The organism is Actinosynnema sp. NPDC004786 (assembly GCF_053601135.1).
In genome coordinates, this window is record NZ_JBSGBG010000046.1 from 49,152 (window position 1) to 72,778 (window position 23,627).

20 protein-coding genes and 1 pseudogene are annotated in these 23,627 nt (G+C 72.9%); 9 read left to right on the top strand and 12 right to left on the bottom strand.

Annotated elements, in window-relative coordinates; genetic code table 11:
* Positions 1-12: 12 nt before the first annotated feature.
* The 5 genes from ACWEFJ_RS31620 to ACWEFJ_RS31640 all read left to right on the top strand — a co-directional run bounded on the left by ACWEFJ_RS31620 (position 13) and on the right by ACWEFJ_RS31640 (position 4,641).
* Positions 13-852, top strand: a complete 840-nt coding sequence (locus ACWEFJ_RS31620; protein ID WP_449715980.1) for a LytR/AlgR family response regulator transcription factor — start codon at positions 13-15, stop codon at positions 850-852.
* On the top strand, positions 849-1,235 hold the full coding sequence (locus ACWEFJ_RS31625; protein WP_378087685.1) for a DUF485 domain-containing protein: 387 nt from the start codon (positions 849-851) through the stop codon (positions 1,233-1,235). Before ACWEFJ_RS31620 ends, ACWEFJ_RS31625 begins: the two co-directional genes overlap by 4 nt.
* Positions 1,232-2,953 (top strand): sodium/solute symporter, encoded by a 1,722-nt coding sequence (locus ACWEFJ_RS31630; protein ID WP_378087687.1) that lies wholly within the window; start codon positions 1,232-1,234, stop codon positions 2,951-2,953. Before ACWEFJ_RS31625 ends, ACWEFJ_RS31630 begins: the two co-directional genes overlap by 4 nt.
* Positions 2,950-4,122, top strand: coding sequence for a histidine kinase (locus tag ACWEFJ_RS31635; protein ID WP_378087689.1), 1,173 nt, complete (start codon positions 2,950-2,952; stop codon positions 4,120-4,122). The genes ACWEFJ_RS31630 and ACWEFJ_RS31635 overlap by 4 nt, the downstream gene beginning before the upstream one ends.
* Positions 4,123-4,404: 282 nt before the next feature.
* Complete coding sequence (locus tag ACWEFJ_RS31640) at positions 4,405-4,641, top strand: hypothetical protein (protein WP_449715981.1); 237 nt, start codon at positions 4,405-4,407, stop codon at positions 4,639-4,641.
* A 9-nt stretch (positions 4,642-4,650) separates the two neighbouring features.
* On the opposite strand, the gene ACWEFJ_RS31645 is transcribed toward ACWEFJ_RS31640, so the two are convergent.
* From ACWEFJ_RS31645 to ACWEFJ_RS31655, 3 genes and pseudogenes are all read right to left on the bottom strand, one after another.
* Entirely contained in the window at positions 4,651-5,451 is an 801-nt protein-coding gene (locus ACWEFJ_RS31645; protein ID WP_449715982.1) for an alpha/beta fold hydrolase, read from the bottom strand.
* A gap of 18 nt (positions 5,452-5,469) precedes the next feature.
* Positions 5,470-5,718, bottom strand: a complete 249-nt coding sequence (locus ACWEFJ_RS31650; protein ID WP_378087693.1) for a hypothetical protein — start codon at positions 5,716-5,718, stop codon at positions 5,470-5,472.
* Between the two features lie 59 nt (positions 5,719-5,777).
* Positions 5,778-6,119: pseudogene (locus ACWEFJ_RS31655) on the bottom strand (transposase); the annotation flags it as partial.
* A gap of 418 nt (positions 6,120-6,537) precedes the next feature.
* Here ACWEFJ_RS31655 and ACWEFJ_RS31660 point away from each other — a divergent pair.
* The 3 genes from ACWEFJ_RS31660 to ACWEFJ_RS31670 are packed head-to-tail and all read left to right on the top strand — an operon-like array spanning position 6,538 to position 9,542.
* Entirely contained in the window at positions 6,538-7,383 is an 846-nt protein-coding gene (locus ACWEFJ_RS31660; protein WP_378087695.1) for a metallophosphoesterase family protein, read from the top strand.
* A complete protein-coding gene (locus ACWEFJ_RS31665; RefSeq protein WP_378087697.1) occupies positions 7,380-8,039 on the top strand; it encodes a 4'-phosphopantetheinyl transferase family protein in 660 nt (219 codons plus the stop codon). The genes ACWEFJ_RS31660 and ACWEFJ_RS31665 overlap by 4 nt, the downstream gene beginning before the upstream one ends.
* Before the next feature lie 24 nt (positions 8,040-8,063).
* Complete coding sequence (locus tag ACWEFJ_RS31670; protein ID WP_378087699.1) at positions 8,064-9,542, top strand: glutamate--cysteine ligase; 1,479 nt, start codon at positions 8,064-8,066, stop codon at positions 9,540-9,542.
* Positions 9,543-9,671: 129 nt separating this feature from the next.
* On the opposite strand, the gene ACWEFJ_RS31675 is transcribed toward ACWEFJ_RS31670, so the two are convergent.
* From ACWEFJ_RS31675 to ACWEFJ_RS31695, 5 genes are all read right to left on the bottom strand, one after another.
* A complete protein-coding gene (locus ACWEFJ_RS31675) occupies positions 9,672-10,862 on the bottom strand; it encodes a tetratricopeptide repeat protein (protein ID WP_449715983.1) in 1,191 nt (396 codons plus the stop codon).
* 10 nt (positions 10,863-10,872) lie between these two features.
* Positions 10,873-14,136, bottom strand: coding sequence for a DUF4082 domain-containing protein (locus ACWEFJ_RS31680; protein ID WP_449715984.1), 3,264 nt, complete (start codon positions 14,134-14,136; stop codon positions 10,873-10,875).
* Positions 14,137-14,370: 234 nt separating this feature from the next.
* Entirely contained in the window at positions 14,371-15,795 is a 1,425-nt protein-coding gene (locus tag ACWEFJ_RS31685; protein WP_449715985.1) for a cellulase family glycosylhydrolase, read from the bottom strand.
* 154 nt (positions 15,796-15,949) lie between these two features.
* Complete coding sequence (locus ACWEFJ_RS31690; RefSeq protein WP_378096128.1) at positions 15,950-16,357, bottom strand: type III secretion system chaperone family protein; 408 nt, start codon at positions 16,355-16,357, stop codon at positions 15,950-15,952.
* Between the two features lie 4 nt (positions 16,358-16,361).
* Entirely contained in the window at positions 16,362-16,910 is a 549-nt protein-coding gene (locus ACWEFJ_RS31695) for a TetR/AcrR family transcriptional regulator (protein ID WP_378096125.1), read from the bottom strand.
* A 46-nt stretch (positions 16,911-16,956) separates the two neighbouring features.
* Here ACWEFJ_RS31695 and ACWEFJ_RS31700 point away from each other — a divergent pair, with 46 nt between their 5' ends.
* Positions 16,957-18,567, top strand: coding sequence for an AMP-dependent synthetase/ligase (locus tag ACWEFJ_RS31700; RefSeq protein ID WP_449715986.1), 1,611 nt, complete (start codon positions 16,957-16,959; stop codon positions 18,565-18,567).
* On the opposite strand, the gene ACWEFJ_RS31705 is transcribed toward ACWEFJ_RS31700, so the two are convergent.
* The 4 genes from ACWEFJ_RS31705 to ACWEFJ_RS31720 all read right to left on the bottom strand — a co-directional run bounded on the left by ACWEFJ_RS31705 (position 18,531) and on the right by ACWEFJ_RS31720 (position 23,331).
* Positions 18,531-19,247 (bottom strand): DUF998 domain-containing protein, encoded by a 717-nt coding sequence (locus ACWEFJ_RS31705; RefSeq protein WP_449715987.1) that lies wholly within the window; start codon positions 19,245-19,247, stop codon positions 18,531-18,533. The two genes, ACWEFJ_RS31700 and ACWEFJ_RS31705, sit on opposite strands and share 37 nt — an antisense overlap.
* A gap of 67 nt (positions 19,248-19,314) precedes the next feature.
* Positions 19,315-20,301 (bottom strand): LacI family DNA-binding transcriptional regulator, encoded by a 987-nt coding sequence (locus ACWEFJ_RS31710; protein WP_378096116.1) that lies wholly within the window; start codon positions 20,299-20,301, stop codon positions 19,315-19,317.
* 55 nt (positions 20,302-20,356) lie between these two features.
* Positions 20,357-22,072 carry a discoidin domain-containing protein gene (locus tag ACWEFJ_RS31715; RefSeq protein WP_449715988.1) on the bottom strand — a complete coding sequence of 572 codons (1,716 nt, stop codon included), beginning with the start codon at positions 22,070-22,072 and terminating at the stop codon, positions 20,357-20,359.
* The gene (locus ACWEFJ_RS31720; RefSeq protein WP_378096111.1) at positions 22,069-23,331 is read right to left on the bottom strand and encodes a DUF1996 domain-containing protein; all 1,263 of its coding nucleotides are present in this window, start codon (positions 23,329-23,331) and stop codon (positions 22,069-22,071) included. Before ACWEFJ_RS31720 ends, ACWEFJ_RS31715 begins: the two co-directional genes overlap by 4 nt.
* Positions 23,332-23,627 lie beyond the last annotated feature (296 nt).

Consider the following 23,627-nt stretch of genomic DNA (forward strand, 5'->3'; position numbering starts at 1 on the left):
CATTGGAACTCCATGACCTCAGGACTCCCCTGCCCCCTCTGCGAGGGCCCGGAGCGCCGGGGGGCGCTCGAGCGCACGCTGCGGGTGCTCGCCGTGGACGACGAGGCCCCCGCGCTCGAAGACCTCGTCTACCTGCTGCGCTCCGACCCGCGCGTCGCCCACGTCGAGGCGGTCACGGACGCGACCAAGGCGCTGCGCACGCTGCACCGCGCCATGGACGCCGGTCAGCCGGTCGACGCCGTGTTCCTCGACATCCGGATGCCGGGCCTCGACGGGCTCGACCTGGCCCGCGTGCTGTCCCGGTTCGCCCAACCGCCGCGCATCGTCTTCGTCACCGCGCACCAGGAACCGGCGGTCGAGGCATTCGAACTGAAAGCGCTCGATTACCTGCTCAAACCCGTCCGGGCGGAGCGGTTGGCCGAGTCGGTGCACCGGATCGTGCACGAAGTGCTCGATTCCAAGGCGGTGGAACCGGCCGCCGCCGCGCCGGCCGAGAAAACGCCCGATGTGGGTGACGAGGTCATTCCGGTCGAACTCGGCGGAATCACCCGGTTCATCCGGCTGGCGGACATCCGGTACGTCGAGGCGCACGGCGATTACGCCCGGCTGCACACCGCGACCGGCAGCGGGCTGGTCCGCGCGGCGTTGAACGGGCTGGAGGAGCGCTGGCGCTCCGCCGGGTTCGTCCGCATCCACCGCAGCCACCTCGTGTCGCTCGGCCACATCGACGAGCTGCGGCTGGAGGACGGGCACCTCAGCGTCAACATCGGCGGCGCGGTGCTGCCGGTCAGCCGGCGGCACGCCCGGCACCTCCGGCAGCTCCTGGTGCGCCGCAACCGGCAGCCGTCGTGACCTCGCCGCAGCGCCCGCCCACCCAGCGGGTCGTGGTGACGAGCCCGCGCACCCGCGCGCCGCGCGCGCCCCGCCCGTACCCGGCGTCGCGGGAGATCGACGAGCAGAGCGAGCTGGGCGCGGTCTACATGCGGTCGCTGATCCGGACCCAGCGGCGGCTCGGGCTGCTGCTGTGCGCGGTGGTGTGCGGCAGCGTGGCGGCCCTGCCGCTGGTGTTCACGCTCGCGCCGCAGGTCGCCGCGCAGCGGTTGCTGGGCCTGCCCCTGCCGTGGCTGCTGCTCGGCTGCCTGGTGTTCCCGGTGTTCGTGCTCGCGGGCTGGTTCTACGTGCGCCAGGCCGAGCGCGGCGAGCGCGAGTTCGCGGAGCTGGTGGAGCGTTCGTGAGCAGCACGTACGGCATCATCGCGGTGCTGGTCGTCGCGGTCGGCACCATGCTGGTGGGCACGTACGGGCTGCGGATCTCGCGCACGACGTCGGACTTCTTCGTCGCCTCGCGGACCGTGTCGCCGTGGTGGAACGCCTCGGCCATCGGCGGCGAGTACCTGTCCGCGGCGTCGTTCGTCGGCATCGCCGGGCTGATCTTCGCGCACGGGCCGGACATGCTGTGGTTCCCGGTCGGCTACACGGCGGGCTACCTGGTGCTGCTCGCGCTGGTCGCCGCGCCCCTGCGCCGCAGCGGCGCGTACACGCTGCCGGACTTCGCCGAGGCCCGGTTCGCCTCGCCCGCGGTGCGCGCCGTGGCGAGCGTGTTCGCGCTGGGCATCGGGTGGCTGTACCTGCTGCCGCAGCTCCAGGGCGCGGGGCTGACCCTGCACACGGTGACGGGCGCGCCCGACTGGGTGGGCGCGCTGGTGGTGGCGGTGGTGGTCACCGCGAACGTGATCTCCGGCGGGATGCGCAGCATCACGTTCGTGCAGGCGTTCCAGTACTGGCTCAAGCTGACCGCGATCGCGGTGCCCGTGGTGTTCCTGGTGCTGGCCTGGCACGCGCACGGCGCGCGTGACCTGACGGGGCCCGCGTTCCCCGAGTTCCCGCAGCGCACCACGGTCACCTTCGACACGGCGACGGTCGTCGAGGCGCCGCGCGCCACGCCGTTCACCGGTGTCGGGCGGGTGGACGGCCGGCCCGTGGACGGCAGCGGCGAGCTGGCCGAGGGCGAGCACACCGTGGCCGCCGGGACGCGGTTCACGTTCCCCGAGGGCGCGGCCGTGCCGCACGTGCGGTCGATCCCGGTGAACACCAACGACGTGTGGGCGCTGCCCATGCGCGGCGGCGAGCGGTTCCCGCTGTACGCGGTGTACTCGCTGATCATCGCCACGTTCCTGGGCACCATGGGCCTGCCGCACGTGATCGTGCGCTTCTACACCAACCCGAACGGCCGCGCGGCGCGGCGCACGACGCTGATCGTGCTGGGCCTGCTCGGCGTGTTCTACCTGATGCCGCCGATCTACGGCGCGCTCGGCCGGCTCTACACGCCCGAGCTGCTGATGACCGGCGACACGGACGCCGTGGTGCTGGTCCTGCCGAGCCGGATGATCGACGGGCTGGGCGGTCAGCTCCTCGGCGCGCTGGTGGCGGGCGGCGCGTTCGCCGCGTTCCTGTCCACGTCGTCCGGGCTGATGGTGTCGCTGGCGGGCGTGCTGAGCCGGGACGTGCTGCGGTTGCGCGGCGTGCGCGGGTTCCGGATGTCCACGGTGCTGGCCGTGCTGGTGCCGCTGGGCATGACCTGGCTGGTGGGCAAGGTGCCGGTGGCCGACATGGTGGGCCTGGCGTTCGCGGTGGCCGCGTCGTCGCTGTGCCCGCTGCTCGTGCTGGGCATCTGGAGCACGCGCATCACCACGGTCGGCGCGGTCGCCGGGATGGTCGCGGGCGGCCTGCCCGCGCTGGTGGCCGGTCTGGTGACGATCAGCGCCGGGGGCGGCGGCGCGTGGTACCACGTGTTCCTGGCCCGGCCCGCCGCGTGGACCGTGCCGTTGGGCTTCGTCGTGATGTACGTGGTGTCGCTGCTGACACCGCGGAAGGTGCCACCGGGGGTGAACCACGTCATGGTGCGCTTGCACGCGCCGGAGAACCTGGGCCTGCGCAGTCAGGACCGGTTGTGAGCGGGCTGTGGACGGCGGGCGCGATCCTGGTCGTCGGCCTCGCCGTGGTGATCACGCTGGGCTGGACCTCCCGTACCCGCAACGACTTCCTCACCCACGAGCAGCGCATCACGTTCGAGACGCTGCACACCGCGTGGTCCGCCGCTCCCCCGCTGCGCGCCGGGCTCGTGCCCGAGGCGGCGAAGAAGTCGGCCAAGCACCTGCGGACGCTGCTGGGCACGCCCGCGCTCGCGCTGACCGACGAGACCGAGGTCGTGGCGTGGGAGGGCGACGGCGAGCACCACGCGGCCGAGGCGATGGGCCTGGCCGCCGACGTGTTCGACACCGGCCGCACCCGGGCGTTCGACATCACCTGCTCCGCGCCCGACTGCCCCGTGCACACGGCCGTCCTCGCGCCGCTCACCGTGGAGGGCCGGGTGGTCGGCGTGCTGGCGGCGTACAGCCGGGAGGCGTCGGCGGGCCTCGTGCGGGCGACGAACGAGGTGGCGCGGTGGGCGTCGGGACAGCTGGAGCTGGCCGAGCTGGACCGGTCGCGGACCCGGTTGGTGGAGGCGGAGGTCCGCGCGCTGCGGGCGCAGATCTCGCCGCACTTCATCTACAACTCGTTGTCCGCCATCGCGTCCTACGTGCGCACGGACCCGGAGCGCGCTCGCACGCTGTTGCTGGACTTCGCCGACTTCACCCGGTACTCGTTCCGGCGGGCGGGTGACTTCACCACGTTGTCGGAGGAGCTGAAGTCGATCGACCAGTACCTGGCGCTGGAGCGGGCCCGGTTCGGCGAACGGCTCAAGGTGACGTTGCAGATAGCGCCCGAGGTGCTGCCGGTGACCGTGCCGTTCCTGTGCCTGCAACCGCTGGTGGAGAACGCGGTGCGGCACGGGATGGAGGGCAAGGTCGGGCCGGGGCACATCTCGATCCTGGCGGCGGACGCGGGCGCGGAGGCGCACATCACCATCGAGGACGACGGGATCGGCATGGACCCGGACGCGCTGCGCCGCACGCTGGCGGGGCAGGTGGGCGAGACCGCCGGGATAGGGCTCGGCAACATCGACGAGCGGCTCCGGCGCTGCTACGGCGACGACTACGGCCTGGTCGTGGAAACGGCGCAGGGGCTGGGCACGAAGATCAGTGTGCGGGTGCCGAAGTACCAGGCAGGCGTGCACGCCTGAGCCGATCACGGGGGGTGGGGCGATGACCGAGCCGGACGACTGCGCGGTGCACCACACCATCGTCGCCGTCGTCGCCCCCCGCATCGACCGCCAGGCGTGGCGGCCACCTCGGCGCTGACCGACCCGGTGCCGGACTCGTTCCGGGAAGCGGCCTGGTCCCGGCCGATCTCGACACCCCGAGCCTCGGCGACGGGGTGCCCAAGGCGGTCGTGGCGCGCGACTGGTCCGCCGCTCGCCCGCGGGCTCCGGGACGGGCGGTTCGACCACGAGGTGAGCCCGCACGTGGCGATGCACGCGGGCGAAGTGCACCGCGACCGCCACGGCTCGTTCGGCGAGGCGGTGAACGACGCGTTCCGGCTCCTCGACTCGGCGGTCCTGGTCGGGCCGAGCCTGTTCCACGCGACGCCCGCGCTCAACCGCTTCCAGGGCGTGCCCGCGACGTCCACGCTCGACGAGCTGCCGCCGCCCGAGGCCGAACGGGTGCTCGCCGACCTCGCCGCCAGGCTCGCGCGGCTGTGAGCGCGGCGGTCACGCCGCGTCGGCCCGCGCCCACGACGCGGCGAGCGCGGCGTTGACCTCGGCCGCCCGCTGGACGTGCGGGTAGTAGCCGGGCACGGTGAGCAGGTCCGCCCCGATCCGGTCGGCGATCACCGCGGCGGCGTCCTGGAGTGGCACGCCCGCGAGCCTGCGGTACGCCTCGGGCGCGCCCTCCCAGTCGCCGCGGACCACGAGCGCGGGCCACGGCGCGTCGGACAGCGGCCCGAGGGGCACGTCGGCGTCCCAGCACGGGCGTTCGCGCATCGTCGTGCGGGCGGCCCGCAGCCGGGCGGGCGTCGGCTCGGGCGCGGGCAGGCCGACGGACCCGGCGGACAGCCTCAGGTACTCCTCCGCCGTCAGGTCGGGCGGCAGCTCCGCGACCGCGGCACGCGCGCGGGCCGGGGCCTCGGCGACGACCGGGTGGTCCGCCGCGGGGCGCAGCGCGCCCGGCTGGACCAGGCACAGCGAGCGCACCAGGTCCGGCCGCGCGGCGGCGGCGAGCATCGCGGCCACCGCGCCGTAGGAGTGGCCGACCAGGTGCGCGCCGTCGCCCGGCAGCCCGACGGCGTCCCGGGCGTCCACCTCGTAGTCGGTGCCGTGCGGGCCGTCGAGGTCGGGGCTCTTCCCGAAACCGCGCCGGTCCACCAGCAGCAACCGCCGGTGGGCGGCGAGCGGGCGTTGCGCGCCGAAGCCGTGGTCGTCGTCCGCGCCCCAGCTCAGCACCCCGTGCAGGAACACGGCCGGCGGCACGTCGGCGGGGCCTTCGACGACGGTCGCGTGGACGGGAGTCATGCCCCGGTCAACCGGCCCTCAGGCCGCGACGAACGCCAGGTCCAGCGCCGCCGCGCCCGCGGCGGTGAGGCGGGCCGGCGCGCGGTGGCCGGGCGCGACCGGGGTCGCCGCCTCGATCAGGCCCGCGTGCACGAGCGCCCGCGCCGCGGTCGGGTCGCAGAACGGCAACCCGTCCACCCGCACGTCCGGCTCCGCGCTGCCGGTCAGGTCGACCCGGTCCGCGGCGGTCGCCCGGAGCAGGGCCACCTCGCGTCTCGACAGCTCCATCGGGACACACCTCCATCGGGAACCGCGGGCACGCGGTCCCCGTTCGTTCACCCCGCGGCGCGCGCGCCGCGCCTTTCCGCTGCTTCGAGCACCAGCCGCAGCCACTCGGCGTCCTCCGCCAGACCTTCCACCGCGACCCGCCGCAGCCGCGGCCACAGCCCGGCCTCGGTCCACTCCTGGAACCGCCGGTGCACGGTCGGCACCGTCACGCCGAACGTCGGCGGCAGGTGCCGCCAGGCGCAACCGCTGGTCAGGACGAACACGATCGCGGTGAAGATGGCGCGGTCCGACACCCGGCCCCGGCCACCGCCCTGCCGGCGGACCTTCGCCGGCGGGAGCAGCGGCTCGACCACGGCCCACAGCGACGGCGGCACCAGGCGCACGGCCAGCTGCTCGATCACCTCGGCGTGCGGCGGTCGGGGAGGCGCTTCCGGGGCCCGGCGCACCCACGGCTCCTGCCGCTGGGCGTCCCCGCGCTGGCGGGCGCGGAGCAACATGGCCAGGGCGGCGTCGTCGGTGCGCCGGGGAGCGACCGCGGGGTGCGCGTGCTGCTGCACCTGCCGGGCGATCTCCGCGCCCACCGTCCGACCGAACGGCTGCGCTGGTCGTACGTAGTTGGTCATCAGGTCCTCCGCCCAGGACTGTCGTGATGCCCATCACGCTAGGAACACCGACGCCCCCTGGTAAGGGAACGCGCGCCGAACGGGAGTGGTCCAGCGTCACGCGGCCCCCCGCGCTCCGCCGAACGGCCACGCCAGAGCGACGAGCGGATGAGCGGTCACTCCCCGGAGCGCGCCGTGCACGGATACGCTCGAAAGCGTGACCACTCCGCCGCGACTCCTCGCCACCAGCGACCTGCACGTGACCTACCAGCAGAACCGCGACTTCGTCGACGCGATCCGCCCGCGCTCACCCGGCGACTGGCTGATCGTGGCGGGCGACGTGGCGGAGAAGTTCGACGACATCGAGTGGGCGCTGGGCGTGCTGCGCGGCCGGTTCGCCAAGGTGGTGTGGTCGCCGGGCAACCACGAGCTGTGGACGACGAAGGACGACCCGGCGCAGGCGCGCGGCGAGGTGCGGTACAAGCAGCTCGTCGAGCTGTGCCGCAGCATCGACGTGCTCACGCCGGAGGACGAGTACGCGGTGTTCGAGGGCGCGGGCGGCCCGGTGGCGGTCGCGCCGCTGTTCACCCTCTACGACTACACGTTCCGCCCGGCGGGCACGACGGACAAGGCGTCCGCGCTCGCCGTGGCGCAGGAGGCCGGCGTCATCTGCACCGACGAGTACTTCCTGCACCCCGACCCGTACCCGAGCCGCGAGGCGTGGTGCGCGGCGCGGATCGAGGAGTCCGAGCGCCGGTTGCGCGCCGTGGACCCGTCGTTGCGCACCGTGCTGATCAACCACTGGCCACTCGTCCGGGACCCCACGTTCGTGTTGCGGTACCCCGAATTCGCGCTGTGGTGCGGTACGGAGCGGACCGCGGACTGGCACCTGAGGTTCCGCGCGGCGGTGATGGTCTACGGGCACCTGCACATCCCGCGCACGATCCGCAAGGACGGCGTCCGCTTCGACGAGGTGTCGCTCGGCTACCCGCGGGAGTGGCAGCCGCGCGGCTGGACCGCCGCCCCGCTGCTGGACGTGCTGCGCGAGGGGGACGCCCGATGATCACCGACCTGCTCCCCCCGCCGGTGTCGGCGGTCGACTCGTTCGGCGACCCCGACGGGGTGCGGTTGTTCCCCGAAGAGGAGGAACACGTCGCCCGTGCGGTGGACAAGAGACGCCGCGAGTTCGCCACGGCCCGGCACTGCGCGCGCACCGCGCTGACCGCCCTCGGGTTCCGGCCCGGCCCGCTGCTGCCGGGCCCGAACCGCGAGCCGCTGTGGCCCGAGGGGGTCGTGGGCAGCATCACGCACTGCAACGGCTACCGGGCCGCCGCCGTGGGCCTGGCGTCGCAGGTGTGGACCATCGGCATCGACGCCGAGCCGAACGCGCCGACCCCCGACGGGGTGCTGAACGCCATCGCGGTGCCCGGCGAGCTGGCCCGGATGGGTGAGCTGCGGGCCGCCGGCGACAAGGTCGCGTGGGACCGGCTGCTGTTCAGCGCGAAGGAGACGGTGTACAAGGCGTGGTTCCCGCTGGCGCGCAAGTGGCTGGGGTTCGAGGATGCGGAGGTGACCATCAACCCGGACGACGGCACGTTCACCGCGCGGATCCTCATCGAGCCGCCCCTGGTGGACGGGGTGCCGCTGGACGGGTTCACCGGTCGCTGGCTGGCCCGGGAGGGGTTTGTGGTGACCGCGATCGCGGTACCCGCGCGCTGATCGAAGGGTGCGGAAGGCGGCGGTATGGGCGACGAGGTCGGGCGGCAGGAATTCACCCGAGATGACCGGACGCGGTACCGCACGAAGGTGCGCCGCTGCCTGGACGTGTTCGCCCGGATGCTCAGCGAGTCGAGGTTCCAGTTCGACCGGCCGACCACCGGGTTGGAGATCGAGCTGAACCTGGTCGACGACGCGGGCGACCCGGCGATGCGCAACGCCGAGGCGTTGGAGGCGATCTCCGACCCCGACTTCGTGACCGAGCTGGGCCAGTGGAACCTGGAGATCAACGTCGCGCCCCGGCTGCTGACCGGCGGCGGGATCTCGGCGTTCGAGGACGTGGTGCGGAGGTCGCTGAACGAGGCCGAGCACAAGGCCCGCGACGTCGACGCGCACATGGTGATGATCGGCATCCTGCCGACGCTGCAACCGAAGCACCTGGCGGTGGACGCCCTCTCGGGCAACCCCCGCTACACGCTGCTCAACGAGCAGGTCCTCGCCGCCCGGGGCGAGGACCTGCAGATCTCGATCAGCGGCGTCGAGCGGCTCCAGCTCACCGCCGACTCGATCGTGCCGGAAGCCGCCTGCACGAGCACGCAGTTCCACCTCCAGGTGTCGCCGGAGGACTTCGCCCCGTACTGGAACGCCGCGCAGGCCATCGCGGGCGTCCAGGTCGCGGTCGGCGCCAACTCGCCGTTCCTGCTCGGCAAGGAGCTGTGGCGGGAAACCCGGATCGCGCTGTTCCAGCAGGCCACCGACACCCGCAGCGACGAGCTGAAGGAACAGGGGGTCCGGCCGCGCGTGTGGTTCGGCGAGCGGTGGATCACGTCCATCTTCGACCTGTTCGAGGAGAACGTCCGCTACTTCCCGGCCCTGCTGCCGATCTGCGACGAGGAAGACCCGGTGCAGGTCCTGGAACGCGGCGACACGCCGTCGCTGGCCGAGCTGCGGCTGCACAACGGCACCATCTACCGCTGGAACCGCCCCGTCTACGACGTCGTGCGCGACCAACCGCACCTGCGCGTCGAGAACCGCACCCTGCCCGCCGGCCCGACCGTGGTCGACATGCTGGCCAACGGCGCGTTCTACTACGGCCTGGTCCGCGTGCTGGCCGAGGAGGAACGGCCGCTGTGGTCCCAGATGTCCTTCAGCGCCGCCGAGGAGAACTTCACCGCCGGCGCCCGCGCCGGCCTGGACGCCCAGGTCTACTGGCCGGGCCTGGGCACCGTGCCCGTCGCCGAACTCGTCCTGCGCCGCCTGCTCCCGATGGCCCACGAGGGCCTGGTCCGGATGAAGGTCGACCCGGCCGAACGGGACCGCCTGCTGGGCGTCATCGAGCAACGCTGCCTGACCGGCGTCAACGGCGCGACGTGGCAGGCGAGGTCGTTCCACCACCACTACGACCACACCGCCCTGGACCGCCCGGAAGCACTGCGCCGGATGCTGCGCACCTACCGCGACCTGATGCACAGCAACGAACCGGTCCACACCTGGCCGGTGTCCTGACCCAACCACACCGCCCTCCCCCAACCGGCGGGTTCGCTGTCTCCGCGGCGACCACACGGCCCTCCCCCGAGCGAAGGGTTCCGTGCCATCCCGCCGACCTGCCCGTCCGGCGAGGGCGCTTCCGGTCGTTCACGCCCCGAACCCCTCCACCGCCCGCTTCCACCACATCTCCCCCTCCGCAGTCCCCTCGTACAGCGCCGACAGGCTGAACATCGCGTCCACGTGCCCGCCCTCCGCCGCCCTCAGGAACCACTTCTCCGCCCTCTCCCCCTGACCCCAACCCTGCCGCTGCCCCCACCCACGCCTCCGCGCCCGCGCACCCGCATCACCCCACCGGGTCAGCAACATCCCCATCTCGTACATCGCCCACGTGTTCCCCTCATCCGCCGCCCGCCGAAAACACCTCTCCGCCCTCTCCACGTCACCGGCCTCCCGCGCCAGTACCCCCACCACCACGGCCACGTGACCACCGGCCCGCTCCCGCCGCCCCCACTCCGCACCGCCCAACGCCGGCAACGCGCCCCACAACGCGTGGTTCACCCGACCGACCCCCGCCTCCACCGCCCGCCCCCACCACCGCTCCGCCTCGACCAACTCACCGCGGTGCACCAGCAGCAACCCGAGGTCCGCCATGGCCGGCCCCCGCCGACCGGCCGCCTCCCGGAACCACTCCTCGGCCTCCGCCAACCGCCCGGCCGCCACCAACACCGCACCGAGGCGCCCCCACGCGCCGACCTCCCCGACCTCCGCCGCCCGCCGGTGCCACACCTCCGCCTCCTCCACCTCCCCGCGCTCGATCAACAGCTCCCCCAGCTCGACCATGAAGAACCCGACCAGCGGCTCCTCGGTCACCTCCACCGCCCGCCGCAACCACCGCTCCGCCTCACCGACCTCCCCCCGCACCCGCAACCGCGTGCCGACCACCGCCAGCGCCCGCGGGTGCCCCATCTCCGCCGCCCTCCGGTACCACTCCTCGGCCTCCCCGACCGCCTCCCCTTCCGCGAGCGCCATCACCGCCTCCACATCACCCCGCTCCGCCGCCCGCCGCAGCCACCCCCGCGCCTCATCCACCGACCCCGCCGCCCGCGAGAGCCGCGCCAACCCGTGCATCGCCACCACGTCACCGGAGCCCGCCGCCCGCCGGTACCACCACACCGCCTCCCCGACCCGCCCCCTCTCCTCACACAGCAGCCCCAGCAGGTTCATCGCGTCCACCGCACCGTCCTCGGCAGCCGCGCGGTACCAGACCTCCGCCTCCGCGACATCACCCCTGCGCGCCGCCGCCACCCCCAGCCCGACGACCCCCGCCGATCCCTCCACCGCAAGCCCCCTACTCCGTCGTGAACACCACGTCCACCCAATAGTTGTGGCTCGTGGCCGTCCTCGGGAAGTCCGGGAAACCCTGGATGCGCCCGAACATCCCGTTGGGCGTATCCGGCCCGCCCGGAGCGGTCAACCGCGGCGTGGTGACGCCACCCGACGCGAAGTAGCCCGGCGTCTCCGACTGACGCCCCTGCGACGTCGTGTACCACGCGAGGTACGTCGTCCCGGCCGTCACGGGCACCGGCTCGGCGAAGGTCATCCGCTGCCACCCCGACGCCGTCTCGCCGAGGAACGTCCCCGTGGCCAACGTCGTGTCGTCCGGCAGCGACAGGGCGGCGGTGTGCGTGCCCCCGTTCGCGACCGACTTGTAGTACTTCACCCCGGTCACGAACCCGTCGACCGCCGGCACGAACTTCACCCCGATGCCCGCGCCGCCGAAGTACGAGCCCTCCGGGACCTCCGGCACCGCCGCCTCGCTGAACAGCGAGCACGGGCACGGCGGGTCGCCCGTCGTGTACGACCACGTCACGGTCTCCGAGGCCACGTTCCCGAACACGTCGGCCGCCCGCACGGTCGCGGTGTACGCGGTGCCCCGGACCAGCGGCGCGACCGGCGTCCAGACCAGCGCCCGGTTGCCGTCGGCACGGGTCAGCGTGCCGCGTATGGTCACGCCGTGCGAGTCCACCACCCGGAAGGACGTCCCCGTCACGCTGACCTGCTCGTCGTAGGTGACCGTGAGCGCACCGCCCAACTCGACGTCCGCCGCGTCGTCGGCCGGCGTGTGTCCCATGTGGACCGGCGGCGTCGTGTCGGTGAACGGGGTGAAGTCCACGTCCACCCAGTAGTTGTTGCCCTCGTAGGACCGGTCGGGGAAGCCGCCGCCCGGCGCGAACACGCCCGCCGCGGCGCCGCCCGACGTGACGAGCGGCGACGAGACCACCGGGTTGCGGCGGGTGAAGTACCGCTGGTCGACCGAGTAGTGCCCAACGGTCGTCGTGTAGGAGGCCACGTACACCGCGTCCCGGGCGATCGGCACGGGTTCGGCGAACACGAGCGTCTGCCAGCCCGTCGCCGTCTCGCCGGTGAACGTGCCGGTCGCGAGCCGCTCGCCGGCGGCGGACCAGAGCGACCCGGTGTGGGTGCCGGTGTTGCCCTCGCCCTTGTGGAACCGGACCGCGTTGACCCAGCCGCCGCGCCCGGCGGAGAACCGCACGCCCAGCTCGTACCAGCCGGCGTCGTTCGCGGACGGGGTGGTCGGCACGGTCGCGGTGCTGAACAGCGAGCACGGGCAGGCGTCCTCGGCGCGCGTGGTGACCGACCACGTGACCGGTTCCGCCAGGGTGTTGCCGTTGACGTCGGCCGCCATGACCCGCGCCGAGTAGCGGGTGCCCGGCTTGAGCGGGCCGTCCGGCGTCCACGTCGCCGTCCGGCCGTCCGCCGACAGCGCGGCCGTGCCGTGCAGCGACGCGCCGCCGTCGTCGGCCAGCGTCACGGAGAGCGATTCCGGGTCGACCGCCTCGCTGAACCCGAGCGTCAGGGGCCGGTCGAGCGGCACGTCCGTCGCGTCCGGTCCGGGCGTCCGCGTGTCGAGGGTCGGCGGGGTCCGGTCGTCGTTGAGCCCGTTGCGGTACACGACGTCCACCCAGTAGTTGGTCGCCAGGTACGCGTCGCCCGGGAACCCGCCGCCGTAGCGGAACACGCCGTTCGCGCCGTCGCCGGGCGCGGTGATCGGGCCGTAGGTCGTCGGCTGCGACTGGAAGTGCCGCTGGGTGGCCGCGTAGTGGCCGTTCGGGGCGTAGTAGGACACCACGTACGTCGTGGCGGGTTGGACGACGACCGGCGTGGCGAACGTCAGCGTCTGCCACCCCGTCGTCGTCTCGCCGGTGAACGTGCCGGTGGCCAGCAGCGCCCCCGTGGACGTCCACAGCGACCCGGTGTGGGTGCCGGTGTTGCCCTCGCCCTTGTGGAACCGGACGCCGAGCACCTCGCCCTTGCCCGCGAAGCGGACCTTCAGCCCGAGTTCGACGGCCTGCCCGTCGGGACCGGCGGGCACGGCCGGGGTGGTGAAGTCGTCCCACAGGGTGCAGGGGCACTCGGCCGCGCGCGGCGTGCCGGTGGTGAACCTCCAGGTGCGCGGCGCCGTCTCGTTGCCGGCCGCGTCGCGGACCCGCACGGACGCGGTGAACGCCGTGCCGGCCGCCAGCGGGGCGTCCGGCCGGAACCGGACCGTCATCCCGTTGCCGGACGACGACGTCGCGCCCGCGACCGGGCCGCCCGGACCGATGAGCGCGAACTCGGCGGAGCCCGGCGCGACCGGCTCGTCGAAGGCGGCCGTCACCTCCTCGGTCAGGGGGACGCTGCCCGCGCCGTCGACCGGCGTGGTGCCGGTCAGGTCCGGCGGCCGGGTGTCCGCGCCGGGTTCGGGGGCCCACACCACGTCCACCCAGTAGTTGGTGTCGGACGCCCCGGTGTCCGGGAAGCCGCCGCCCGCGCGGAACACGCCGTTGGGGCCGTCCACGCCGGTCTGGAGCCCGGTCAGCGGCTCCAGCCGGCGGGAGGACCGCGCGAAGTACCCCAGGTCGAACGAGTAGTGCCCGGCCGGGGCGAAGTACGAGGCGATGTAGGTGGTGTCGCCGGAGACCGCGACGGGCGACGCGAACACGAGGGTCTGCCAACCGGTCGCGGTCTCGTCGCGGAACGTGCCGGTCGCCAGCCGCACGCCCGTGGCCGACCACAGCGAGCCGGTGTGGGTGCCGGTGTTGTTCGGCCCCTTGTAGAACCGCACGCCGCGCACGTGCCCGTCGTGCGTCGACCGCCACTTGACGCCCAGTTCCAGCGCCGCGCCGTCGACCGCGTCGACCGATCCGGGCACGTCGGCGTCGGACCACAGGCCGCACGGGCAGACCCGGGGCGCGACGTCGACCTCCGCGGACGCCTCGCCGACCGTGCCGAGCGCCGCGTCGAGCGCGCGGACCCCGAGCCGCGCCGGGCCGGACGCGGACGGGGTGAAGGTGTGCGTCCACGTCGTCCGACCGGCCTGCCACCCGGCGGCCTGCCAGGTCGCGCCGCCGTCGGTCGACACCTCGACCGCGGCCACCGGGCTCTCGTCGGTCACGGTGCCGCCGAAGGTGTACGGCGTGCCGACCGTCGCCGTCGCCGGGACGTCGGTGAACGCCGTCGGCGTCGCGGCGACCGCGACCGGCGCGTGCCACGGCGTCGGCACGACCACCAGCGCGACGGCGAAGACGGCGACCGATAACAGCCTGGCCACCGCCGATCCGGATCCGTGTCGTGCTGCAGAACTCGCGAGCATTCGGCCCACCCCGTGTCGCGGAGCCTCGGCCGGCCCCGGTTGCACGCCGGTGATCGGGACCGGCCGCGGGACCGTTACCGGGTACGCCCTCTGCCCGCCGACCGTGGTCCTGGTGGCGCAAAGGGGTTCCTCCGCGCACGGCCGCCGACCGCATCGGGGCGGAGAGCGCCCCGATGCGGTCGACTCCGGCGATCAGCTCGTCGGGAAGTTGTCCGGCGTCCGCATGCGGTCCCGGATCCAGACGCCCGCCGGCTTCAGCACGGCCGTGCCGGCGAACGTGGACCCCGCGCAGGTGCCCTCCTTGAACACCGCGCCCGACCGGAAGTCGTCGGAGAAGTTCCAGTTCGTCCAGCCGATCTTGTTGGCCGCCAGGAAGTCCAGGTACTTCTGGCTGTAGGCGAAGTCGTTCGCGCCGTCGCCGGTGTAGGTCTGGGTGCCGAACTCGGTGACGAAGATCGGCAGCCGCGCCGCCGCCCGCTGCAACGCGGCGAAGTACTCGTCCTGGTGCGACGCCGCGTAGAAGTGGAACGTGTACATGAAGTTCGTGGCGTTGATCGGGTTCGAGATGATGTCCTGCTCGCTGCGCCCGTCCGAGATGCCGAGCGACCCCCAGCCGTGCGTGCCGACGAACACGACGCCGTCCGGGTCCTGCGCCCGGATCACCGGGATCATCTGCTCCGCGTAGGACTTGATGCCCGCCCACGACACGTTGTTCGGCTCGTTCGCGATGTCGTAGATGATGTTGGTCTTGTCCCGGTGCCGCTGGGCGACCTCGGTGAAGAACGTGCGCGCCAGGGAGAGGTTCGCGTTCGGGTCGCCCGGGTCGAGCTGGTGCCAGTCGACCAGCGCGTACAGGCCGCGCCGCGTCGCCTCCTCGATGTAGCCGTGCACCAGGTCGGTGAACTTGCGCGGGTTCGTCTCGTAGCCGCCTTCCTGCACGTACATCGAGATGCGCAGGACGTCCGCGCCCCAGTCGTTCGCCAGCGCGTCCAGCGACGCGGTCTTGACGCACTGCGAGTACCACTGGATGCCGTGCGTGCTCATGCCGCGCAGCTGGATCGGCTTGCCGTACTGGTTGCACAGCTTCACGCCGCACACCCGGAGCTGCCCGTTGACGTCCGCGGGGCGGCCCGCGCCGGTCGTGCCGGTGTCCACGCCGAGCCGGTCGAGGTTGGGGCCGCCGCCGGCCGTGGTCGCGGTGGCGCGGACGCGGTTCACGCCGGCCGCGAGCGTCACCGCGGCCGTGCCGGTGGACCAGGTCGACCACGCGCCGGTGCCCGGGAACGCCACGCTCACCGCGGAGCCGCCGTTGACCGTCACGCTCATCGGCCGGTTGGTGGTGGTGCCGTTGGCGTACCGGAAGGACAGCGTCGCGGGACCGGCGGTCGCGGCGCTCACGGTGAACTCGACGTACGCGCCGGCCACGTTGTCGTAGTTGACGAAGCCGCTGCCGGTGTAGCCGGCGTGGTTGGACTCGACCACGCCGCCGGAGATCGACGCGCTCTCCGCCTGGTGCTCGGTCACGGCCGCCGCGCCGACGTCCGCCGCGCCGACGTCGGTCAGGGTCGAGGCCGAGGCGGCGGGCACGGACAGGACCGCCGCCACGAGCGGGGCCAACAGGGGCAGTACGGGCCATCGGGGTGCCACAGGGTGCCTCCCACGGGTCACAGGGGTGGAGGTGGAACACGCTGGCGGCGGCTCAGTTAGGAAACTTTCCTATCTGTTGCGTGGATCACAGCACCCCGGGACACCCGCTGTCAACGGTGCGCCCCTAGTAGTCGTCGCCGCCGAAGAAGGTCTCCTCCAGCCGGTCCGCCGTGCCCGCGAGCAGCGCCAGCGGCTCGGTGAACTCGTGGATGTCCAGGTCGGCCAGCGGCAGCGAGTGCCGCAGCACGACGTGGTCGCCCATGATCGCCGCACCGCAGGCGATGGTCGAGTTGCCGACCTCGGCGAGGAACGCGTGCAGGTCGACGTTCGCCGCCAGCCCGATCGGCGAGGCGATCTGCACCCACTCGTGCAGCTTGTCGAGCACCTCGCGGACCAGGATGACCACCTGGGTCCGCTCGTCGTCCTCGTCGTACTGCTCGAAGTTGAACAGGATCCGGATCTCGTCCTCGTTCTCCGCGATGACGTCGTAGGTCTCGTGCACGTACGCGGCGAGGTCGCCCCAAGTGGCCATGCGATCACCCTACGGGCGCGACCGCCGCCCACACCGCATCGGCGACCCGGTCGGCCGCGGCGGCCAGGTCGAGCGCGCCCGCCAGGTGCCGCCGGGCGCACTCGTGCGCCGGTCCCATCACCACCGGGTCCAACGCCCACAGCGGCAGTTCCCGCAGCTCGCCCGCCGCCATCCGGGCCGCGAACCAGCGCGCGACCGGCTCGAACACCGCCGCCTTCGCCGCCGGGTCGGCGGTCGCGGGCGCGGCGTAGAGGAACCGGGCGCGGCCGGGGTTCCCGACCACCCACGCCAGGTACCGCGCCACCAGCGACCGGACGGCCTCCTCCGCGTCGCCGACCTCCAGCGCGGGCAGCATCGCCGCGACGCAGTGCGCGAAGCTCTCCCCGTACAGCACGGCGAACACACCGGCCCGGCTGCCGAAGTGGTGGTAGACGCTGCCGTTCGACACCCCGGACCGGGCGGTCAGCGCGCTGATCGTGACCGCGTCCAGCCCGCCCTCGTCGACCAGCGCGAGCGCCGCGTCCAGCACGGCTCGCCGACCAGTCGATCCCACGCCGCTAGAGTACCGCTCTAGAGCGCCGCTCCCCCAGGAGGTCACCGTGGCCCGTTCCATCCCCGATCTGCTGCGCGAACGCGTGCGGGAAACCCCGGACGCAGAGGCCCTGCGCCACCGCACCGGCGACACGTGGACGTCGCTGACGTGGACGGAGGTCGCCGAGCACGTGCGCCGCCGCGCGCTGGGCTTCCGGGAGCTGGGCGTGCGGGACGAGGCCCGGGTCGCGATCATGGCCGCCACCAGCGTGGACTGGATCCTCACCGACCTCGCCGTGCTGGCCGCGGGCGGCGTCACGACGACCATCTACCCCAGCAGCACGCCCGAGGTCGTCTCGCACATCGTCCGCGACTCCGGGAGCGTGCTGGTCGTCGCGGACCCGGAGCCGGCCGGCAAGGTGGACGCGAAGGTCGTCACGCCGGACTGGGAGCCGGACGCCCCCGAGGGCGACTACGACGCGATGGTGGACGAGCTGACGCCCGACCGGCTGGCCACGCTGATCTACACCTCCGGCACCACCGGCACGCCCAAGGGCGTCGAGCTGACCCACGACAACTGGCTCTACACCGCCGAGGCGATCCGCGAGCTGGGCGTCCTCACCCCGGACGACCTGCACTTCCTGTGGCTGCCGATGTCCCACGCGTTCGGCAAGGTGCTCCAGGTCGGCATGCTCGCGACCGGCGTGCCCACCGCCGTGGACGGCGACGTGGACCGGATCGCGGCCAACCTCCAGCAGTTGCGCCCGACCGTCGTCGCCGCCGCGCCGCGCATCTTCGAGAAGATCCACCAGCGGGTCGTGGCGTCCATGCGCGAGGCGGGCGGGGTGAAGGCGAAGCTGTTCGACTGGGCGTTGGCCGTGGCCGAGCACCCGGAGTGGACGACCCGCCGCAGGATCGCCGACAAGCTTGTGTTCAGCAAGCTGCGGGACCGGGTCGGCGGCCGGATCAAGTACTTCGTGTCCGGCTCCGCGCCGCTGTCGCGGCCGGTCGGCGAGTTCTTCGACCGCGCGGGCATCACGATCCTGGAGGGCTACGGCCTGACCGAGTCCTCGGCCGCGTCCTTCGTGAACCGGCCCGGCGCGAACAAGCTCGGCACGGTCGGCGCGCCGCTGGTGGGCACCGAGGTGCGCATCGCCGACGACGGCGAGGTGCTGATCGGCGGGCGCGGCGTCATGCGCGGCTACCACGGCCTGCCGGAGGAGACCGCCGCGACGCTGCGGGACGGCTGGCTGCACACCGGCGACATCGGCGAGCTGGACGAGGCGGGCCGGCTGCGCATCACCGACCGGAAGAAGGAGCTGATCAAGACCTCGGGCGGCAAGTACGTCGCGCCGCAGGCGGTGGAGGGCCTGGTCAAGGCGGGCAGCCCGTACATCGGCAACGTGCTCGTGCACGGCGACGGCCGCAACTACTGCGTCGCGCTGGTCACCATCGACCCCGACCTCGCGCCCGCCGACCTGGACGCGGAGGCCGAGGTCCGCCGGGCCGTCGAGGCGGCCAACGCCAAGCTCGCCCGGCACGAGACGATCAAGAGGCACGCCGTGCTGCCGAAGGATTTCTCGGTGGACGACGGCACCCTCACGCCGAGCCTGAAGATGCGGCGCAAGGAGATCGAGACCCGCTACCGGGACGTGCTGGACAGCCTGTACGCCGGCTGAGCGGGGGCGGGGGCGGTCCGGGTCGCCGCGACCGCCCACACACCCGCCACCAGCACCGTCACCACCTCGGTCAGCACCAGCAGCCGCTCCACGTACCCGAGCGGGATCACCCGCCACCACGCCGTGCCGACCAGGGCGTCCACCGCGATCGCGTACAGGATCGGGGTGAACGCGAGCGCCGACAGCAGGCCGAACCGGAACGTCCACCGGGCGTGGCGGCCCCACACCGGGTCCCGCCGCCACGGCCGGGCCAGCAGCGTCGCGGCGACCGGCAGCGCGACGAACGCCAGCAGGCTGCCGAACCGGTGGATGCTGCCGCTCACGCTCGGGCCGATCGCCCAGTTGTTCTTCGGGAAGATCACCACCATGGTCAGCCCGACCGACCACGCCGCGAACGCCAGCGCGCCCGCCGAGTGCCACCGCGCCACCCCGCGCCGCACCAGCACGGCCAGGATCGCGACCGACCCGGCCACGAGCAGCAGCACCCCGGTGTCGAACACCCAGCGGTACGGCCCGAGCGCGTACTCGCTGATGGTGCGGCGCAGGTGCCGGGTGGACTCGCCGAGCCGGTAGAGGTCGAGCCCGCCGACCAGCGCGACGGTCAGCAGGACGGCGGCGGCGCCCGCCTGGGCGACGAAGCGGGCCGGGGAACGGGTGGGCGCGAAGTCAGCGGTCGGCACAACGGACAGAACGGACGGCGCTCGGCCGGCGTTCCGGGGTTAAGGGAACCGACAGCTTCGGCCGGCGTCAGGCCGACCGGCGCACCACGAGCGTGGGCGCGAACACCACCGAGCTGACCGGGCGGTCGGGCCGCTCGACCCGTTCGACCAGCAGTCGGGCCATCTCGGCGGCCATGTCCTCCACCGGCTGGCGCACCGTCGTCAACGGAGGGTCGCACTCGACCGCCGGGCTGCTGTCGTCGAAGCCGACGACCTTCACGTCCTCGGGCACCCGCCGGCCGCACTGGCGCAGCACCGGCAACGCGCCAGTCGCCATCAGGTCGGACGCGATGAACAGGCCGTCGATGTCCGCGTCGGCCAGCTCCCGGGCCGCCGCCGCGCCGCCCTCGCGGGAGAAGTCGCCCTCGACCACCACGGGCTCGGGCAGGCCGTGCCGGGCCACGGCCTCGCGGAACCCGCGCAGCCGGTCCTGGCCGGGCGGCGTCTCCAGCGGCCCGGTGATGGTCGCCGTCCGGCGGCACCCGGAGGCGACCAGGTGGTCCGCGGCCAGGGCCGCGCCGGCGGCCTGGTCGACGTCCACGTAGGTGATCGACATGGGCCGCACGGGCCGCGCGGCCAGCACGACCGGCAGGTTCGCCTCGATGAGCTGCCGCGGCAGCGGGTCCGCGTCGTGCGTGTGGATGAGGATCACGCCGTCCAGCCGGCGCTGCCGGATGTCGTCCACCACCTCGCGGTGGTCGCCCGTGGTCAGCACGAGCTGCACGCCCAGCGGCCGGATCACCGGCAGCACGCCGCTGACCACCCGGCCGAAGTACGGGTCGTGCACCGTGCGGCCCTCGTCGGGCAGGACGAGCCCGATCGCGCCCGCCCTCCGGGTGACGAGCGAGCGCGCCGCGCGGTTGGGCGTGTACCCGGTCGTGGAGATCGCCTTCTCCACCACCTGGCGCAGCTCACGGTCCACCGTGGCGACCCCGTTGACGACCCTGGACACCGTGGCCCGGGAAACCCCCGCGATCCGCGCGACCTCTTCCAACGTGACTGGTCTGCGGTCCACGTCAGCCTTTATACCGGGAGGTGCGGTCACGCGAGGCGTGACCGCACCCACCCCGTCACTGGTAGACGCGGACGTAGTCGACCAGCATGCGCTGCGGGAAGACCGTGGTGGCGTCCGGCGGACCGGGCCAGTCACCGCCCACCGCGTTGTTGAGCAGGATGAAGAACGGCTTGTCGAACACCCACGGACCGCGGGTCGCCTCCACCGTGGCCTTGTCGATGGAGATGACCGTCACATCGTCGATGCTGAACGTGATGCCCCGGCTGTTCCAGTCGACGCGGAACGTGTGGAACGCGTTCGCGAAGTCCTGGCCGATGTCGCGCATCTGGCCGATGCCGCCACCGCCGAAGTACGCCGGGCCGTGGATGGTCTGGTACGCCGTGTTGGGCTCGCGGCCGAGGTGCTCCATGATGTCGATCTCGCCGCTCGCGGGCCACGGCGTGCCCTTGAAGATGTCGGTGCCGAGCATCCAGAACGCGGGCCACAGGCCCTTGGTGCCCGAGACCTTGATGCGGGCCTCCATCCGGCCGTAGGTCCAGGACGCCTTGCCCTCGGTGATGATGCGGGCGGAGGTGTACTGGCACGTGCCGGAGCCGCTGACCGGGTCGACCGGGCACGCCGAGCCCGGCGTGACCTCCCGCCTCGCCTCCAGCACCATGTTGCCCGCGCCGTCGGTGAACGCGTTGCGGTTGTCGGTGTAGTACTGCAACTCCGCGTTCTGCCCGGTGCCGATCTCCGGCCGCCACTTGGTCGCGTCCGGCCGGGTGCCCGCGGGCGCGTTGAACTCGTCGCTCCACACCAGCCGCAGCGGGTTGCCCGGGTCCGGGGCCTGCGGCGGTGGCGGCGTCGGGCTGCCGCCGGTGCCGTAGACCTGGAACTCCCACAGCGAGTAGCCGTACTGACCGCTGCGCTTGGTCAGGTTGACCCGGACGTACCGGCCCGTGCCGCTCACCGCGAACGTCTGCTTGAACCCGGTGCCGTTGGTGACGGTGTGGATCGTGGTCCAGCTCGACGCGTTGGCCGAGGTCTGGATCTGGAACCCGGTGGCGAACGCCGGGTCCCACTGCAACACGACCTTGCTGACCTGGGCCGTCGCGCCGAGGTCGACGTAGATCCAGCCCGGGTCCACCCAGCCGGTGGTGGCGCTGGTGGCCCACCGCGTGGCCGGGTTGTAGTCCAGCGCCTTCGCCGGGGTGCAGCCGGGGCACGCGCCGTCGTCCTGGAACGACGAGGCGAACGCCGGCTTGTTGTACGACAGCAGCTGCTCGCCCGGCTGCGGGTTGCCGTTCGTCCCGGTGCGGACCGCGAACTCCCACAGGGACACGCCGTACTGCGTGGCGCGCGCCGTGGTGTAGACGCGGACGTAGCGACCCGTGCCGGTGAAGGTGACGTTCTGCGTGCCACCGGCGCCGGTCGTGGTCTGGTACACAGTCGTCCACGCGGAGCCGTCGGCCGAGACCTGGATCTGGAAGGCCGTCGCGTACGCGGCCTCCCACTGGAGCGTGGCGCCGCAGACCTCGCGGCTCGTGCCCAGGTCGACCCGCAGCCACTGCGGGTCGCTGAACGCGCTGGACCAGCGGGTGCCGGCGTCGCCGTCCACCGCCGAGCCGGCCGCGAACGGGCTGCCCGGTTCCACCGACGACGCGGTGACCGGCGCGTTCAACGCCGCGTTGGCCGTGCCGCACTCCGCCGCCCGCGCGGCGGTCGACGGCACGATCAGCGCGGTGAGCAGGGCGAACGCCGAGCCGATGCGGATCAGGGACGTCCTCATGGGCGACCGTCCGCGCCGCACTTGATGATCGGGTTGATGCAGTCGCGCACCCGGCGGGCGAGTTCGGCCTCCGGCCACGCGTTGAAGAAGTCGCCGTGCATGGTGAACCCGGGTCCCGAGGCGAGCCGGAACCGCGACGGGTCGCCGTTCACCGGGTAGCGCAGCACCTGGCGCAGCTTCGGCACCGGCACCGGGTGGGTCGACGGGCACTCGGCGTTCACCGGGTAGGCCATGTGGCTCTTGTGGTCCGGCGAGTCCAGGTCGCGGCCGTTCCAGCACTGCGGGAAGTCCAGGTAGGACTCGAGCATCGTGCCCGACGGGCAGTTCACGAAGTCCTTGGACGCGCCCACGTGCCCGGCGTGCAGGCAGGACCAGCGCGAGATCGTGCTGGCGTCCGGCGCGGTGGCCTTCGCGTTGCCCGCCACGATCCGCAGGCCCAGCGGGAACGGCTGGATGCGCGCGATCACGTCGTCGCGCACGCCCTCGCCGAGGTAGTAGAACGTGGTGCCGGTCGGCTCCACGGGCTGGTTGTCCGCGTAGAGGGTCGGCACCCAGTACGAGGACAGGTCGACGCCCGGGCTGCAGTTGCTCGTGCCGGCCAGCAGGGTCTGGACGGTGGAGCGGGCGTTGGTGGTGGTGTTGCCGAAGAAGCTGTGCATGTGCGACGCGCCGGGCAGGTTCGGCGCGACGATCGGGTCGTCGGGCAGTCGGTGGCTGTACGGGCACTCCGCGAGGAACTCGGCGACGCGCACGATCGGACCGCTGGTGTTGCGGACGCCGAACACCTGGAACTCCCACAGCGACACGCCGTACTGGGTGGCACGGGCGGTCGTGTAGACGCGGACGAACCGGGTGGTGGCCGAGACGGTCAGGTTCTGCACGCCGACGTTGCCGGACGCGGTGGCGATGGTGGTCCAGGAGTTGCCGTCGGCCGAGGTCTGGAGCTGGAAGGACCGCGCGTAGGCGGCTTCCCAGTTCAGCGTGACCTGGCTGATGGCGGTGGACGTGCCGAGGTCGACGCGGATCCACTGCGGGTCGGCCGCGGCGCTGGACCACCGGGTGCCGGCGTTGCCGTCGACGGCCGCAGAGGCGGGCGTGCCGCCGTTCTCGGTGGAGGAGGCGGTGACGGGCCTGCCCTGGGACAGCAGTTCCGGCGCCGCCGAGGCGGGAGCGGTGACGAACGTCAGTGCCGACGCGGTCAGTGCCCCGACTGCCAGCGTGGTGACCAGACGACGCCATCGGCGAATGGTGGGGATCACGACTCCCCTTTCGTAGGGCGTTGCGAGGTGGTTTGGGAGAGCGCTCTCACAGCGGAACGTAAGACGGCCCCCTGTATCAGTCAAGGAAAGTCGGGCGTTCCGGTCATCCCGTAACACCGACCGAGAGAGCGCTCTCTCACACCTGAACGTGGAACCCACCCGACCCAAACGTTCGACACACGGGTCCCGGACGTACGACTCACGCGTGAGTCCTAGAGCGTTATTCAGAAGGTTGATCTTGGGGTGGCAGCGCAACAGCCCCGTCTGGGTAGGGTCGGTTTCCTCTCACAGAAGCT

Bases quoted from the DNA above. Each gene is read 5' to 3' on its own strand.
- ACWEFJ_RS31620 (WP_449715980.1), top strand. From the start codon at position 13: ATGACCTCAGGACTCCCCTGCCCCCTCTGCGAGGGCCCGGAGCGCCGG.
- ACWEFJ_RS31645 (WP_449715982.1), bottom strand. From the start codon at position 5,451: ATGACTCCCGTCCACGCGACCGTCGTCGAAGGCCCCGCCGACGTGCCG.
- ACWEFJ_RS31650 (WP_378087693.1), bottom strand. From the start codon at position 5,718: ATGGAGCTGTCGAGACGCGAGGTGGCCCTGCTCCGGGCGACCGCCGCG.
- ACWEFJ_RS31665 (WP_378087697.1), top strand. From the start codon at position 7,380: ATGATCACCGACCTGCTCCCCCCGCCGGTGTCGGCGGTCGACTCGTTC.
- ACWEFJ_RS31670 (WP_378087699.1), top strand. From the start codon at position 8,064: ATGGGCGACGAGGTCGGGCGGCAGGAATTCACCCGAGATGACCGGACG.
- ACWEFJ_RS31690 (WP_378096128.1), bottom strand. From the start codon at position 16,357: ATGGCCACTTGGGGCGACCTCGCCGCGTACGTGCACGAGACCTACGAC.
- ACWEFJ_RS31715 (WP_449715988.1), bottom strand. From the start codon at position 22,072: ATGAGGACGTCCCTGATCCGCATCGGCTCGGCGTTCGCCCTGCTCACC.